The organism is Komagataeibacter intermedius TF2 (genome assembly GCF_000964425.1).
GTDB lineage: Bacteria > Pseudomonadota > Alphaproteobacteria > Acetobacterales > Acetobacteraceae > Komagataeibacter > Komagataeibacter intermedius.
The window spans coordinates 13,916-27,695 of record NZ_BANF01000539.1; the positions used below are offsets into that span (position 1 = coordinate 13,916).

Consider the following 13,780-nt stretch of genomic DNA (forward strand, 5'->3'; position numbering starts at 1 on the left):
CTACCTGCGCGCCAGCTATCCGCGCTGTTTTTTAAGGTTGGAAAGACATGCCCTATACCCCCCCGGACCAGACCGTGCGCACGGCCATGATCGACCGGGTCAAATTCAATGAAGACGGCCTGATCACCGCCATTGCACAGCAGCATGACAGTGGCGAGGTACTGATGCTGGCATGGATGAATGCCGAAGCGCTGGATGAAACGCTGCGCACGGGCCGCGTCTGCTATTATTCACGCAGCCGCCACGGCCTGTGGCGCAAGGGGGAAACATCGGGACAGGTGCAGACGCTGGTTGACGCCCGCCTGGACTGTGACCGTGACGCCGTCCTGCTGCTGGTGGACCAGACAGGCGTTGCCTGCCACACCGGCCGGCGGAGCTGTTTCTACAATGCGCTGCGCCCCGAAGGGATTGTGGAAATCACCAAACCGGAAGTTGCAGTGGAGACCCTCTATGGCAAAGCCTGACAAACCCATGGTGGATGAAGAGGAACGGCGCGAGCAGATCAGCAAGCTGATCTGGATCGGGATTACCGTGGTGGGCACGCTGGTCATGGGCGTATTCATGCTGCGCACGGAACTGCATGCGCTGATATCGGAAAACGAACCCCTGCCCCCTGGCGCCTCGGCGCCTGCTACGCCGGGTGCGGCCCCGGACGCACGCCCTGCGCAGGGACAGAATCCAGCAAATCCATGATCTCGGCCGCTGCCGCCTGCGCCGGGTCCACGCCGGGCCCGCGCAGGGCGGCGCGGATATCGCCAAAACCCGACCGTTGCAGGCTGCGGCAGCGTTCATCAGACAACAGGCGTTCAACCGTCGCCGCCAGCAGGTCCGGGGTGCAGCGTTCCTGCAGCAGTTCCGGCACCAGCCTGTGGCCTGACAGCAGGTTGACCATGGCCACATATGGCACCCGGATCAGCCGCCGCGCCATGGCCGCAGTCAGCGGATTGACGCGGTAGGTCACCGCCATGGGCACATTGGCGATAGCCAGTTCCAGCGTGGATGTGCCCGATTTGGTCAGTGCGGCGTCAGCCGCGGCAAACGCATCATGCTTGTCATCGACATCCGTCACGATCAGGGGACGTACCGGCCATTTCGCTACACCCCGGCGCACGATGTCGGCAATCACCGGGGCGACGGGCACCACGGGCACGATACCGGGCACCCGGTTCTGCAGGATGGTCAGCATGCGCCCGAATACCGGCAGCAGGCGTGGCGCCTCGGACCGGCGGCTGCCGGGCATGAGCACCAGAACGGGCGCGTCCGCCGCAATCGCGTGACGCGCGCGGAACGCAGCGCCATCGCCGCCATCCGCGCCGGACTGCAGGACGGGATGGCCGACAAAACGCGCCTCGATACCGTGCCGGGCGAAGAACTCCGGCTCGAACGGCAGCAGGCACAGCATGCGTTCCCACAATCCGGGGAACTCGCGAACCCTGTGTTCGCGCCATGCCCAGACCTGGGGGGCGACATAATGCAGTCGGGGGATGGACAGCGGCGCGATCCGTCGCAGCAGCCGCAGGGTAAAGCCGGGACTGTCGATGGTGATGACCAGATCGGGTCGCCGGCTGGCAATATCCGCCACCGCCTGATCCAGCCTGCGTGAGAGATGCCGGATTTTGGGCAGCACTTCCATCAGCCCCATGACGGCGAGATCACGCAGGGGAAACAGGGTATGCAATCCCTGTGCCTGCATGCGCTCCCCGCCAATTCCCGCAAACCGCACGTCAGGGCATAACGCGCGCAGTGCCGCCATAAGGCGACCGCCCAGAACATCGCCACTGGCTTCCCCCGCCATGATCCAGATGGTGGGGCCAGCAGAAACCGTCGCGGGGGCCGCGTGCGTGGGGAAAGTGTCAGTCATGCCTGACCGGCTTATCGTGTCGGATCAGTCAGCGCAAATGCCGGTTGCAAAAATCGTGCAGCCCCGGTGCTCCCCTGATCAGATCAGAATTGACGGGAAAGGAAGAAACGTTTCCGGACGCCGCCTTTTTTCAAAAAGCGTCACCAAAAACTCTCTACTCTATGGTTGTCAGGATATCCGACCACCATTTCAGTGCGATTTAAGCAGGTCACATATGGTCACACGGACATCATCCGGCAGCGGGACATAGCGCAGCGCAAGGGCCGCGTCATTGCCGTGCTGCATGCTCCAGTCAAAGAACGCGCGCACCGCCCTGCCCTGTGGCGTCTGCGCCCGGTCGGTCGGGATCAGCACATAGGTGGCGGCCATGATGGGCCATGCACCCGGACCATCGCCATCCAGCACATCGGCGGCGTGACTGTCATCAGCAGCCCAGCGCGCGGTCGTGACCGCCTGGCTGAAACTGTCCGGCCCGGCGGCGACCAGATCCCCATGGTGATTGCGCATCTCCGCAATTGCCATGTGATTGCCTGCGGCATAGGCATATTCAAGGTAACCGATGCTGCCTTCGGTATTGCGCACGGCAGCGGCGATGCCGTCATTGCCACGCGCGCCCTCGCCTACCGGCCATTCGATGGATGTTCCGCTGCCCTGCTCCTTCGCCCATTGTGGTGAGACACGGGCAAGGTAGGACGTGAACACGAACGTCGTGCCCGACCCGTCCGCCCGGCGCACCGGGGCCACCGGCATGGCAGGCAGGGTCATATCCGGGTTTTCCGCAGCGATGCGGGGGTCATTCCACATGGTGATGTCCCCTGCATACAGACGCGCCAGCAGTTCCCCCGTCAGGTGCAGGTGGCTGGTATCCACGCCCGGCAGGTTCACCACCGGCACGATCGCCCCCATGACCGTGGGAAACTGGATCAGATGGAACTGCGCCAGTTGCGTCGCGGTCATGGGCGCGTCGGATGCGCCGAAATCCACCGTACGGGCCTTGACCTGATTCTGCCCCGCACCCGACCCGATGGTCTGGTAATTCAGGCGGATATCCGTCGCATGCGCGGCCGCTTCGCCCCACGCCCCGTAAATGGGCGCGCCAAAGCTGGACCCCGCCCCGATGATTTCAGTGGCATGGGCCGTGGCGCCGGCAAGGCCCAGCACCACCGCCGTTCCCAGCCCGATACCCCGGCAGGCGCCGCGCACCCGCCCGCGTTCAGCCACGCAGGACGGCATTGCAGCTTTTCTGCGCGGCAGCGAGCACCCGATCACAGACAGCTTCGATTTCCGCATCGGTCAGGGTCCTGTCCATTGGCTGAAGGGTTATCTCCACGCCCAGCGACCTGTGTCCCGCCGGGATCTTGTCGCCTTCATAAGCATCAAACAGGCTGACGGCCACAATCAGGTTCCGCTCGGCCCCCTTGACGGCCTTCAGCAGCTTTTCCGCCGGAATGTCGTCCGTCACTACAAAGGCAAAATCACGCTTGAGCGGCTGGAACGCCGACAGTGCCGGAGGTGCCTTGCGCTTGCGCTTGGGTTCCGGCACCGCATCAGGATACAGCGTGAACGCGCAGACCGGCACGTCAATGCCACGCGCGGCCAGCAGGGCTGGATGCAACTGCCCGAAATGCCCAAGAACCAGCTTCGGCCCCTGCCGGATGACGCCCGAACGGCCCGGATGGTAATAGGACGGTGCATCCGTGGTAATGCCCAGCCCTTCCATCGCGGCCCCGGCGGCGGCCAGACCCGCCAGTGCATCGGCCTTCGCCTGCCATAGGTCAACCGGCTGCGCGGGATGGCCGGGCAGACGCGCGGAATGGCCGCTGCGGATACCGGCAGCGACCAGCTTCTGCCCATCCGGGCCAAAAGCGGGCCCGACCTCGAACAGCCCGAGGTCCGGATAGCCGCGTGCCGCATTGCCCTTTATCGCAGCCAGCAGGTTGACCAGCGGCGTGGGCCGCATCTGGTCCAGATCGGCCGCAATGGGGTTGAGCAGATGCAGGTCCGCAGGCGTTTCACCGAATTCGGCGGCCTGATCCATCGCCACGAAGGAAAAGCCCACCGTTTCCAGCAATCCGCGCGCGGCAAGCTGTCGGCGCAGGCTGGCGATACGGCCCTGCCGCGGGGTGAAGGCAGGCAGCGGCACCGCATTGTCCACCGGCAGGGACACGGCAGGCACGCTGTCCAGCCCACGCAGGCGCAGCACTTCCTCGATCAGGTCCACTTCGGGATCAATGACCGCCGCCCCTTCCGCCGCCGCCTGCGCACGGGCGGGCGGCAGATCGGGCTGCTGGTCCAGCAGCATGGGCGTTGCGATGTCATTGCGCCACGACGGCACATCCACCACGACATGCTGTGCATCACATTCCCGCACCCTGAAGCCAAGCCCCTCCAGCAGGTGGACCGCATGGTCGGGCTCTTCCACCAGTCCGCCCAGCGTTTCCAGACGGGCGAATTCCAGATGCGCCTGCCGCTGCCATGCCGGCTCGCCCCCGGCGGAAACCACGGTGCCCGCTTCCCCCCCGCACAGGTCAAGGATCATGCGCGTCGCGGCCTCCAGCGCCGCAGGCGGCAGGGCCTGATCCACGCCACGCTCGAACCGCTGGCGCGCATCGGAATGCAGGTTGTGCCGCCGCCCCGACAGGGCGATGGCCACGGGATCGAACAGCGCACATTCCACGAACACGGTCGTGGTGTCGTCACTGACCCCGCTTTCCGCCCCGCCCATGATCCCGGCCAGTGACTGCACGCCACGCGCGTCGGCAATTACGCAGTCATCCGGCGTCATGACGTGTTCGCTGCCATCCAGCGCGGTGAAGGTTTCGCCCGCGCCACGGCAGATGGTCAGTTCCGACCCCATCAGCCTGTCCACATCAAACACGTGCAGCGGGCGGCCAAGATCGAAGGCGAAAAAATTGGTGATGTCCACCAGGGCGGAGACCGGACGCAGGCCCACGGACTCCAGCCGCCGCTTCAGCCAGTCCGGGCTGGGGCCGTTCTTCACGCCGCGAATGACGCGCCCCAGAACCCACGGGCAGGCTTCGGGGAATGTGATGCGCCAGTTGATGGGGCTGTCAAAACGCCCGTCCACCGTGTCTGCAAGCCATGGCTTCAGCGTACCAAGACCCGCCGCCGCAAGGTCGCGCGCCACACCCCGCACCGCCAGCGCGTCGCCCCGGTTGGGCGTGATCGCGATGTCAATGACCGGATCATCCAGTTTGGCGAACAGCGGATAGGACTGTCCCGGCGCGGTGCCTTCGGGCAGTTCGGCAATGCCGTCCGTTTCCTCGCCCAGTCCCAGTTCACGCAGCGAACACAGCATGCCGCCGCTGGCCTCGCCACGCAGCTTCCCGGCCTTGATGGTGATGCCGCTGGCGGGAATGAAGGTGCCGGGAGGGGCAAAGATCACATGCAGTCCTGCGCGCGCATTGGGCGCGCCGCACACGACCTGAACGCGCCCGAACCCTTCGCCCGCATCGACCTGGCATACACGCAGGCGGTCGGCATTGGGGTGCTGGGCCGCTTCGATGATACGGGCTGTGCGGAAGGATGCCAGCATGGCGCCGGGGTCTTCCACCCCTTCGACTTCCAGCCCGATGGTGTTCAGCGTGGCGCAGATTTCTTCCACCGTCGCCGTGGTCTCAAGATGCTCGCGCAGCCATGACAGGGAGAACTTCATCGATCACAGACCTTCGTGCAGCAGGGCGGGAGACAGGGGGCTGGTGCCGTAGTGGCGCAGCCAGCGGACATCGCTTTCATAAAACGAGCGCAGGTCGGGAATGCCATGGCGCAGCATGGTCAGGCGCTCGATCCCCATGCCAAAGGCGAAGCCCTGCCATTCCCGTGCATCCAGCCCGCAATTGGCCAGCACGCGGGGGTGGACCATGCCCGCGCCCAACACCTCCAGCCAGTCATCGCCCGCGCCGATCTGCCCGGTCCTGCGCGACCAGCCGATGTCTATTTCCATCGACGGTTCGGTAAAGGGGAAATAGGACGCGCGGAAGCGCACCGGCAGGTCGGGCATCTGGAAAAACGCGCGCAGGAAATCCGACAGACAGCCCTTGAGGTGCCCAAGCGTGATTCCCTTTTCGATCACCAGTCCCTCGCACTGGTGGAACATGGGCGAATGGGTGGCGTCGTGGTCCGCGCGGTAGGTCCGGCCGGGGGCGATGATGCGGATGGGCGGCTCTTTCGCCAGCATGGTGCGGATCTGCACGCCTGATGTCTGGGTGCGCAGCACGCGTTCGGGCTGGCCTTCGGCTTCGGCGGGCAGGTAGAACGTGTCCTGATCCGTGCGGGCGGGATGGTGCGCGGGCGTGTTCAGGGCCGAAAAATTGTGCCAGTCGCTTTCGATATCCGGCCCTTCGGCGATCTGGAACCCCATCGCACCGAAAATGGCCGCCATTTCCTCGATCGTGCGGGTGATGGGATGCAGCGCGCCGTCCGCTTCCGGCGCGCAGGGCAGTGTCACGTCCACGCGTTCGGCAGCCAGGCGGGCATTCAGCGCCTGGGTTTCCAGTTCCTGTCCGCGCGCCTCGATCAGGCGGGACAGGTCATCGCGCAGCCGGTTCAGGGCGGCGCCCCGCGTGCGCCGTTCATCCGGCGTCATGCGCCCGAGCTGCTTGAGGAGTGCGGTCAGCGTGCCCGACTTGCCCAGCGTGCCGACGCGCACCGCATCCCACGCGCGCTGGTCGGTCGCGGCAGCGAGTGCCTGAACTGTCTGTTCCCTCAGGGTTTCGAGATCGTCACTCATAGCACCTCGCACAGGCTCACGTCCGGGCGGGCTGGTATCGATCTACCGGCGGGCCAGACCCGGCGCATGGAATTGTGTCCGCCACCGGCATGGACTGCGGCACGGGCATTGCATTAAAAACAAAACGGGCCGCCCGTTGGGACGACCCGTTTCGTGGACCTGTCGCCACGCGGGCGTGGAAACAGGGATCAGGCCAGAGCGGCCTGCGCCTTCTTCACGATTTCAGCGAAGGTTGCTGCATCGTCATAGGCAATGGCGGCGAGGACCTTGCGGTCGATCTCGATGCCAGCCTTGTCCAGGCCGTTGATGAAACGGCTGTAGGTCAGGCCATGTTCACGCACTGCCGCGTTGATACGCTGGATCCACAGGGCGCGGAATTCACGCTTCTTGTTCCGGCGGTCGCGGTATGCATACTGAAGCGACTTTTCCAGACGTTCCAGCGCAATGCGGTAATTGGTGGAGGAACGGCCCCGGAACCCCTTGGAGAGTTCAAGAACCTTCTTGTGGCGGGCGTGGGTGGTTACGCCGCGTTTCACACGTGCCATATCTCAGGTGCTCCTTATGCCAGACCGTAGGGAGCCCACTGCTTCACAGTGCGGCCGTCCATTTCCGTCAGCACCTGCGAACCACGGTTCGTGCGCTTCATCTTCTGCGAGCGGTTGATCAGGCCGTGGCGCTTGTTGCCGGGACCTGCCAGCACCTTGCCGGTGGCGGTGATCTTGAACCGCTTCTTGACCGATGACTTGGTCTTCATCTTGGGCATTTTCTTCTCCTGAATGTCTGGTGCCCGTGTCCGTGCCCACCCCTGCGGGTAAACATGAACACTCCATTGCGGCCGGGCATGCCCTACAGGCCCGGACGCGCGAACACGCAGGCTATAGACAACCCGCACCCCGCGATCAACCCCCTTCGCACGCGTGGCCGCGCTTTCCCCCGCCCACGTGGTGCTGTAGTGGGAAAAAGATCAGGTTGGAAACAGGAGAAAACACAATGACACAACGCGTTGCCTACATTACCGGCGGCAGCCGCGGCATCGGCGCCGCCATTGCGAAATCACTGGCGAAGGATGGCTACGACATCGCCATTTCCTATGCCCGCAATGAACAGGCGGCACAGAAGACGGTGGATGAGGTCCGCGCACTGGGCCGCCGGGGCATGGCCATCCGCTGCGATGGCGAAGGCAATGGCAACCGTGCCGCCATCCGCCGCGTGGTGGCCGATATGGGGCGGATCGACGCGCTGGTGTGCAATGCCGGCATCTACCCCTATGGCGACGTGGCCGACATGACGGATGAACAGGTCGATGCGGTGCTGGGCCTGAATGTCCGTGCCGTCATGATCGAAACCATCGAGGCCGCGCGCCACATGACACAGGGCGGGCGGATCATCCTGATCGGCTCAACCTTTGCCGACCGCTCCCCCTTCCCCGGCATTTCGCTGTATTCGGCCTCCAAATCGGCGCTGAACGGGTTTGCCCGGGGGGCCGCGCGCGACCTTGGCCCGCGCGGGATCACCATCAACGTGGTCCAGCCCGGCCCGATCGACACGGACATGAACCCCGCCACCGGGGCCGCCGCCGACATGCTGCGCAGCTTCATGTGCCACAAGGAATACGGTCAGGTGAGCGATATTGCATCCGTCGTCTCGTTCCTGGCCAGCCCCGCCGCCAGCTTCATGACCGGGTCCGCCGTGACAACGGATGGTGGCCTCGCCGCCTGACCCGGCGGATGTGCGCAGGCTCCCCCGCCCTGCGCACATCCGGTCCCATGGCGTTTGTTCCGGTCAAGATTCATGAGCCGGACAACATCCGCGCCCGCATTCAGGATGTGGAAAGCGCGTGCCCCCACGCCCTGTCCATGAACATCATCCGCCAGATCGAGCAGGACCGGAACCTGCGCCCGGGCCGGTTCACGCTGGATGGGGTGGAACAGCGCGGGCTGGCACGGAATTTTACCGGCGACATGCGGGCACTCCACCGCATGGTGGAAATTATTGTGGACCAGCAGGTCCGCCACTGGTTGAAATGCTGAACAGCTGGCGACAGATCGCGCCCTGCTGCCCCAACCCGCTCCCGCCATGTGAAACACCCCGTCAGGCACCAGCCTGACGGGCAAGGAACCTCTGTCAGTTTCACCCCACGATACGGGCGCACGCTTCCGCGCCTGCATGATTGTCCGGTGACCGGATCATCCGGCCATGACCACGTTCCATGATCCCGGATACATTACGCTGAACACGGGCAGTAGAGCAGCGCATTTCATGCGTCAGACACGACAAGTCATCCAGACCACTACAGGGCCGGGACACCGAACTGTCTGATTACTGATTTTCAAAAGGAAATTGGCTGGGGGACCTGGATTCGAACCAGGGCTGACCGGGTCAGAGCCGGTAGTTCTACCGCTAAACTATCCCCCAGCAAGGAGAAAGCGGCGCGGTGCGCTGCGGTGATCAGGCATATAGCCGGGGGGCGTGTGGGGCGCAACCCCTCTCCTGATCTTTTTTGCGAATTTTCTCTTTTGACTTGCGTTTTACGCAGAACACTCAACACAATAGGTAATACCTTGGCCATCAACGGGTTTGCATGCACATGGTCCAGCAGACGCTCAGCGCAAAGATACGCCAGCATGGGGACATCCTCCCCCTTGCGTCTGCGATGAATCGCCGCACATTCCGTGCGCCACTTTATGCCGCCATCGACCTTGGCACCCATAACTGCCGCCTGCTGGTCGCCCGCGCGGGGGAACAGGGGCTGCGTGTCATTGACAGCTTCAGCCGCGCCGTACGCCTTGGCGAAGGACTGCATCATTCGGGGCAACTGGCCGAAGCGGCGATGGAACGCACCATCGGCGTGCTGCGCACCTGTGTCGCACGCATGGGGCTGTATGACCTGCACAGTCACCGCGCCATCGCAACCGAAGCCTGCCGCCGCGCGGGCAATGGCATGGATTTCATTGCCCGCGTCCTGCATGAGACCGGCCTGAACATCTCGGTCATTTCCGCGCGGGAGGAAGCCGAACTGGCCCTGGCGGCCTGCAATTCCCTGCTACAGGCCCACCATCACGCCGCAGGGCGCGGCCTTTTGTTCGATATTGGCGGCGGCTCGACCGAAATCGCATGGGCGCGAATCGACCGCGGCGCCGGACGCCATGACCTGTCCGGCTATATCAGCCTGCCAGCCGGCATCATGACCGTGGGTGAACGCTATGGAACGGATATCTTCACCGACCATGGCTACCGTGCGGTAGTCAGTGAAATCAGCGACATGCTGCGCGGGTTTGATGACGTCCACTGCATCGCCCGTGAAATCGCACGTGGAAATGTCATGCTGCTGGGCACCAGCGGCACGATCACCACACTGGCCAGCCTGGCGCAGGGGCAGGACCGGTACGAACGCGCCGGGATTGATGGCAGCACCCTGTCGGTTCCCCATGCGCTGGGCCTGATTGCCAGCCTGCGCCGCTCGGGCATGGCGGGGCTGACACGCCACCCCCTGATCGGCGCGGACCGCGCGCGCTACATCCTGCCCGGCTGCGCCATATTCGAGGCGATCGCCACCACATGGCCCATGCCCGACGTCACGGTTGCGGACCGGGGATTGCGTGACGGACTGCTTTTACGCATGATTGGGAACCGCAGGCGGCATGGCGGCCTTTCCGCCCGGCCGCCTTCCTTCCCCCTGCATAATCGTATGGAGCACCGGGTCAGTACCTGACCGCGTCCCGTCATGAAACAGCGTTCTTCTACCCGCATACCGGGCAAGGCCCGTACCAGCAGTCTGACACCCGGCACCGGTGACAGCAGCACGGACGGACGCGCCGCACAGGCCAACCGCACCAAGACCGTCACGGTCAAGAAAGCGCGCGGTCGCACCACGGCACAGCACCGCTGGCTGCAGCGCCAGCTGAACGACCCGTATGTACAGGCTGCCCACAAACAGGGCTGGCGTTCACGCGCGGCCTTCAAGCTGATCGAACTTGATGACCGCTTCCAGCTGATCAGGCCCGGCGCGCGGGTGGTTGACCTTGGCGCGGCCCCCGGTGGCTGGACGCAGGTCGCGGTCAAGCGCGGGGCGGCGGAAGTGGTGGGCGTCGACCTGCTGCCGGTTGATCCCGTGCCGGGCGCCACCATCATCGAAGGGGACTTCAACGATCCCGACATGCCCGATCGCCTGACCGGCCTGCTGGGTGGCCGCGCGGATGTCGTGATGTCGGACATGGCTCCCAACACCACGGGGCATGCCCCCACTGACCACCTGCGCATTATCGGGCTGGCGGAACTGGCGCTGGATTTCGCGGTGCGCATCCTCGCCCCCGGCGGCACGTTCGTCGCCAAGGTGTTCCAGGGCGGATCGGAAAAGCAGATGCTGTCGGACCTCAAGCGCATGTTCACGCAGGTCCGCCACGCCAAGCCCCCGGCCAGCCGCAAGGAATCAAGCGAACTTTACGTCGTGGCCACGGGCTTTCGCGGCCTGGACAGCACCGAGGGCTGATCGCAGGCCGCACCGGACTGACCCGACGGGTCAGTCAACGTGATGGTCGTCCCACAGCCACGCCGCCCCGCGCACGCCGGAACTGTCGCCATGCCGGTTGCGTACGATGGGTGTGGTGCAGTTGGGGGTGATGACGTAACGCTGCATGAGCCGGGGCACACGTTCGTAAATCGAGTCCAGGTTGGACACCCCGCCCCCCAGCACGATCACGTCAGGGTCCATGAAATTGATCGCCATGGCGCAGGCGCGCGCCATGCGGTCCATGTAGCGGTCCAGCGCGCCAATGGCGGTCAGGTCACCTGCCTCGGCTTCCTGCTCGATACGTGCCGCGCTGCGGTGGCCGGGGCCTTTCCAGTCCTGCGCCAGCGCGGAACCGCTGAGGAAGCGTTCCATGCACCCCTCGTTGCCGCAGAAACACTTGGGCATGGGGAATTCTTCCAGCCGCGGCCACGGCAGCGGCGTATGCCCCCATTCCCCCGCAATGTGGTTGCGCCCGATCAGCAGCTTCTGGTCGATCACGATCCCGGCCCCCATGCCGGTGCCGATGATGACGCCAAACACGCAGTGATGGCCGGCACCCGCCCCGTCGATGGCCTCGGACAGGGCAAAACAGTTCGCATCGTTCTCGACCCGCACATCGCGCCCCAGGGCGGCCGACATGTCACGGACCAGCGGCTGGTTGTTCAGCCACGTCGCGTTCGCGTTCTTGATGACGCCCGTATCGGGGCTGATGGAACCGGGAATGCCGATTCCCACGGTGCCCGTGCCGCCAAGTTCCTTATCCACCCCGTGGATCAGTTCACACATGGCCCCGATGGCGGCGGGATAGTTGCCGGGGTTGGAAATGCGCCGACGCACACGTTCCGTCCCGTCCTTTGCCAATGCTGCAATTTCAATCTTGGTGCCGCCAAAATCAATTCCAATACGATAGGTGGCCATCCGGAGTCTTTCTTTCATCATGTTTTATCAGTGGCGCGTTTTCTTTTATGGTCGTACCTGCACGCAACTTCAAACCCTGATGCGCAAGCATAGCTGCCCACCACCAAGGAGACATGGCCACCCATGAGTGAGATCCTGCTAGACGCACGCGGCCTGACCTGTCCCCTGCCCGTGCTCAAGGCCAACCGCATGCTGCGTGGCCTGCCGCCTGGCGCACGGCTGCGCGTGATCGCGACCGACCGGGCGTCCGTCGCGGATTTTCAGGCCTTCTGCCGTGAAACGGGCCATGCCCTGATCGCATTCGGGGAAGAAGGCGGCACGCTGTCCTTCGTCATCCGCCGCAGGCCCGATCCCGATGCGCCTCCTGCTGACGCGCCGCACACGGCATAAGCGTCAAAATGCCGTAAAACCAGTTGTCCCCTTGGCAGGATGCCCCCCAAGGATGTAATGCCTGCGCCAGCCAAGTTATTTCAGGAAGCACCACGCGCCGATGACCGAAGACCTGACCAACCTTTCCTTCGAGGACGCACTGGCCGAACTTGAAGCCATCGTGCGGCAGCTTGAGGTCGGCCAGCTCAGGCTGGAGGACGCGATTACGGCCTATGAGCGTGGCGCCGCCCTGCGACAGTACTGCCAGAAAAAACTGGACGAGGCCGAGGCCCGCGTCCAGGCGATTGTCCAGCGTGCCGACGGCACGCTGGATGCAAAACCGATGGATTGATGCATCAGATGAGCCAAACAACAGCAACCTCGTCCCAAACAGACGGTACGGATCGCATGGTCCGTCTGCGTGCATCCATGTCCGCGCGCGCCAAGGCGATCGAGGGCATGATCGACCGCCTGCTGCCCCGCGTTGAAGGGGGCGAGGCCCGGCTGATCGACGCCATGCGCTATGCCACGCTGGGCGGCGGCAAGCGCCTGCGCGGCTACATGGTCGCCGAAGTGGCCAGCCTGTTCGGGGTGGCGCCGGAAGGTGCGGACCGCGTCGCGGCATCGGTCGAGATGCTGCATGCCTATTCACTGGTCCATGACGACCTGCCCGCCATGGACGACGACGACCTGCGCCGTGGCCAGCCTTCCACCCACCGCAAGTTCGATGAGGCGACGGCCATCCTGGCCGGGGACGCGCTGCAGACCATGTCGTTCGACATCCTTGCCAATCCGCTGACGCACGCCAGCGCGGATGTGCGCATCAACCTCGTCCGTGCGCTGGCCGAGGCCTCTGGCGCTGCCGGCATGGTCGGTGGCCAGATGATCGACATGGAAGGCGAAGGCCGTGCGCTGTCCCTGGACGAAGTCGCCCGCCTGCATGCGCTCAAGACCGGCTGCCTGATCCGCTACTCGGCTGAAGCCGGGGCGATTCTGGGGCAGGCCAGCGATGACGTGCGCAAGCGCATTTCCGCCTATGGCCGTGACCTTGGCGCGGCCTTCCAGATTGCCGATGACGTGCTGGACGCCACCGCCAGCGCCGAAGAACTGGGCAAGACCGCAGGCAAGGACGAAGCGGCTGGCAAGTCCACCTATGTCGCCCTTCTGGGCGTGGACGGCGCGGCAGGGGAAGCCCGCCGCGTGGCCGGACAGGCCCTATCCCATATCGACATCTTTGGCCCCGAGGCTGATCGCCTGCGCGATCTGGTCCACTACGTGGTCGAGCGCAGGAACTGAGAGACATGACCGACAGCAAGACGCCAGCCGACATTCCGACCCTTGGGCGCTACCCTCAGCTTGACCGGGTTCGCAT

At 64.6% G+C, this 13,780-nt stretch carries 16 protein-coding genes and 1 tRNA gene; 9 read left to right on the forward strand and 8 right to left on the reverse strand.

Annotated elements, in window-relative coordinates; translation table 11 throughout:
• Positions 1 to 47: 47 nt before the first annotated feature.
• Together hisI and B7449_RS18415 are read left to right on the forward strand one after the other, a co-directional pair.
• Positions 48 to 464, forward strand: a complete 417-nt coding sequence (gene hisI, locus B7449_RS18410) for a phosphoribosyl-AMP cyclohydrolase (protein WP_039735644.1) — start codon at positions 48 to 50, stop codon at positions 462 to 464.
• Positions 451 to 693 (forward strand): hypothetical protein, encoded by a 243-nt coding sequence (locus B7449_RS18415; RefSeq protein ID WP_048884039.1) that lies wholly within the window; start codon positions 451 to 453, stop codon positions 691 to 693. The genes hisI and B7449_RS18415 overlap by 14 nt, the downstream gene beginning before the upstream one ends.
• Here the strand turns inward: B7449_RS18415 and lpxB are convergent.
• The 6 genes from lpxB to rpmI form a co-directional block, all read right to left on the reverse strand.
• On the reverse strand, positions 632 to 1,861 hold the full coding sequence (gene lpxB / locus B7449_RS18420) for a lipid-A-disaccharide synthase (RefSeq protein WP_048884040.1): 1,230 nt from the start codon (positions 1,859 to 1,861) through the stop codon (positions 632 to 634). The genes B7449_RS18415 and lpxB overlap by 62 nt on opposite strands.
• A gap of 189 nt (positions 1,862 to 2,050) precedes the next feature.
• On the reverse strand, positions 2,051 to 3,094 hold the full coding sequence (pstS, locus tag B7449_RS18425) for a phosphate ABC transporter substrate-binding protein PstS (RefSeq protein WP_039735643.1): 1,044 nt from the start codon (positions 3,092 to 3,094) through the stop codon (positions 2,051 to 2,053).
• Entirely contained in the window at positions 3,075 to 5,537 is a 2,463-nt protein-coding gene (pheT, locus tag B7449_RS18430) for a phenylalanine--tRNA ligase subunit beta (RefSeq protein WP_039735642.1), read from the reverse strand. The genes pstS and pheT overlap by 20 nt, the downstream gene beginning before the upstream one ends.
• A 3-nt stretch (positions 5,538 to 5,540) precedes the next feature.
• Positions 5,541 to 6,611, reverse strand: a complete 1,071-nt coding sequence (gene pheS, locus B7449_RS18435; protein WP_039735640.1) for a phenylalanine--tRNA ligase subunit alpha — start codon at positions 6,609 to 6,611, stop codon at positions 5,541 to 5,543.
• Between the two features lie 188 nt (positions 6,612 to 6,799).
• The gene (gene rplT / locus B7449_RS18440; RefSeq protein ID WP_010513542.1) at positions 6,800 to 7,156 is read right to left on the reverse strand and encodes a 50S ribosomal protein L20; all 357 of its coding nucleotides are present in this window, start codon (positions 7,154 to 7,156) and stop codon (positions 6,800 to 6,802) included.
• A 14-nt stretch (positions 7,157 to 7,170) separates the two neighbouring features.
• Positions 7,171 to 7,374: a 50S ribosomal protein L35 gene (gene rpmI / locus B7449_RS18445; RefSeq protein ID WP_007400447.1), complete on the reverse strand. Its 204-nt coding sequence runs from the start codon at positions 7,372 to 7,374 to the stop codon at positions 7,171 to 7,173.
• 227 nt (positions 7,375 to 7,601) lie between these two features.
• Here rpmI and B7449_RS18450 point away from each other — a divergent pair, with 227 nt between their 5' ends.
• Both B7449_RS18450 and B7449_RS23180 read left to right on the forward strand, forming a co-directional pair.
• Complete coding sequence (locus tag B7449_RS18450) at positions 7,602 to 8,330, forward strand: SDR family NAD(P)-dependent oxidoreductase (RefSeq protein WP_039735639.1); 729 nt, start codon at positions 7,602 to 7,604, stop codon at positions 8,328 to 8,330.
• A gap of 8 nt (positions 8,331 to 8,338) precedes the next feature.
• The gene (locus B7449_RS23180; RefSeq protein WP_039735638.1) at positions 8,339 to 8,641 is read left to right on the forward strand and encodes a hypothetical protein; all 303 of its coding nucleotides are present in this window, start codon (positions 8,339 to 8,341) and stop codon (positions 8,639 to 8,641) included.
• Positions 8,642 to 8,952: 311 nt separating this feature from the next.
• Here the strand turns inward: B7449_RS23180 and B7449_RS18460 are convergent.
• Positions 8,953 to 9,026, reverse strand: a tRNA-Gln gene (locus B7449_RS18460).
• Positions 9,027 to 9,192: 166 nt separating this feature from the next.
• On the opposite strand from B7449_RS18460, the gene B7449_RS18465 reads away from it, so the two are divergent.
• Positions 9,193 to 10,323, forward strand: a complete 1,131-nt coding sequence (locus tag B7449_RS18465; RefSeq protein WP_039736406.1) for a Ppx/GppA phosphatase family protein — start codon at positions 9,193 to 9,195, stop codon at positions 10,321 to 10,323.
• A 12-nt stretch (positions 10,324 to 10,335) separates the two neighbouring features.
• Entirely contained in the window at positions 10,336 to 11,100 is a 765-nt protein-coding gene (locus B7449_RS18470) for an RlmE family RNA methyltransferase (RefSeq protein ID WP_039736407.1), read from the forward strand.
• A 30-nt stretch (positions 11,101 to 11,130) separates the two neighbouring features.
• Here the strand turns inward: B7449_RS18470 and B7449_RS18475 are convergent, their stop codons facing one another.
• Positions 11,131 to 12,039, reverse strand: coding sequence for an ROK family protein (locus B7449_RS18475; RefSeq protein WP_039736408.1), 909 nt, complete (start codon positions 12,037 to 12,039; stop codon positions 11,131 to 11,133).
• Positions 12,040 to 12,162: 123 nt separating this feature from the next.
• Here B7449_RS18475 and B7449_RS18480 point away from each other — a divergent pair, with 123 nt between their 5' ends.
• The 3 genes from B7449_RS18480 (at position 12,163) to B7449_RS18490 (ending at position 13,704) form a co-directional block, all read left to right on the forward strand.
• A complete protein-coding gene (locus B7449_RS18480) occupies positions 12,163 to 12,429 on the forward strand; it encodes a sulfurtransferase TusA family protein (RefSeq protein WP_039736409.1) in 267 nt (88 codons plus the stop codon).
• A 100-nt stretch (positions 12,430 to 12,529) separates the two neighbouring features.
• The gene (locus B7449_RS18485) at positions 12,530 to 12,760 is read left to right on the forward strand and encodes an exodeoxyribonuclease VII small subunit (RefSeq protein WP_039736411.1); all 231 of its coding nucleotides are present in this window, start codon (positions 12,530 to 12,532) and stop codon (positions 12,758 to 12,760) included.
• 8 nt (positions 12,761 to 12,768) lie between these two features.
• Positions 12,769 to 13,704 (forward strand): polyprenyl synthetase family protein, encoded by a 936-nt coding sequence (locus tag B7449_RS18490; RefSeq protein WP_373321562.1) that lies wholly within the window; start codon positions 12,769 to 12,771, stop codon positions 13,702 to 13,704.
• Positions 13,705 to 13,780: the final 76 nt, after the last annotated feature.

What these genes read in the sequence shown, in the direction of transcription:
- B7449_RS23180 (WP_039735638.1), top strand. Translation starts at nt 8,339, where the DNA reads ATGTGCGCAGGCTCCCCCGCCCTGCGCACATCCGGTCCCATGGCGTTT.
- B7449_RS18490 (WP_373321562.1), top strand. Translation starts at nt 12,769, where the DNA reads ATGAGCCAAACAACAGCAACCTCGTCCCAAACAGACGGTACGGATCGC.
- B7449_RS18480 (WP_039736409.1), top strand. Translation starts at nt 12,163, where the DNA reads ATGAGTGAGATCCTGCTAGACGCACGCGGCCTGACCTGTCCCCTGCCC.
- B7449_RS18475 (WP_039736408.1), bottom strand. Translation starts at nt 12,039, where the DNA reads ATGGCCACCTATCGTATTGGAATTGATTTTGGCGGCACCAAGATTGAA.
- pstS (WP_039735643.1), bottom strand. Translation starts at nt 3,094, where the DNA reads ATGCCGTCCTGCGTGGCTGAACGCGGGCGGGTGCGCGGCGCCTGCCGG.
- rplT (WP_010513542.1), bottom strand. Translation starts at nt 7,156, where the DNA reads ATGGCACGTGTGAAACGCGGCGTAACCACCCACGCCCGCCACAAGAAG.
- B7449_RS18450 (WP_039735639.1), top strand. Translation starts at nt 7,602, where the DNA reads ATGACACAACGCGTTGCCTACATTACCGGCGGCAGCCGCGGCATCGGC.
- B7449_RS18485 (WP_039736411.1), top strand. Translation starts at nt 12,530, where the DNA reads ATGACCGAAGACCTGACCAACCTTTCCTTCGAGGACGCACTGGCCGAA.
- pheT (WP_039735642.1), bottom strand. Translation starts at nt 5,537, where the DNA reads ATGAAGTTCTCCCTGTCATGGCTGCGCGAGCATCTTGAGACCACGGCG.
- lpxB (WP_048884040.1), bottom strand. Translation starts at nt 1,861, where the DNA reads ATGACTGACACTTTCCCCACGCACGCGGCCCCCGCGACGGTTTCTGCT.
- hisI (WP_039735644.1), top strand. Translation starts at nt 48, where the DNA reads ATGCCCTATACCCCCCCGGACCAGACCGTGCGCACGGCCATGATCGAC.
- pheS (WP_039735640.1), bottom strand. Translation starts at nt 6,611, where the DNA reads ATGAGTGACGATCTCGAAACCCTGAGGGAACAGACAGTTCAGGCACTC.
- rpmI (WP_007400447.1), bottom strand. Translation starts at nt 7,374, where the DNA reads ATGCCCAAGATGAAGACCAAGTCATCGGTCAAGAAGCGGTTCAAGATC.
- B7449_RS18465 (WP_039736406.1), top strand. Translation starts at nt 9,193, where the DNA reads ATGCACATGGTCCAGCAGACGCTCAGCGCAAAGATACGCCAGCATGGG.
- B7449_RS18470 (WP_039736407.1), top strand. Translation starts at nt 10,336, where the DNA reads ATGAAACAGCGTTCTTCTACCCGCATACCGGGCAAGGCCCGTACCAGC.
- B7449_RS18415 (WP_048884039.1), top strand. Translation starts at nt 451, where the DNA reads ATGGCAAAGCCTGACAAACCCATGGTGGATGAAGAGGAACGGCGCGAG.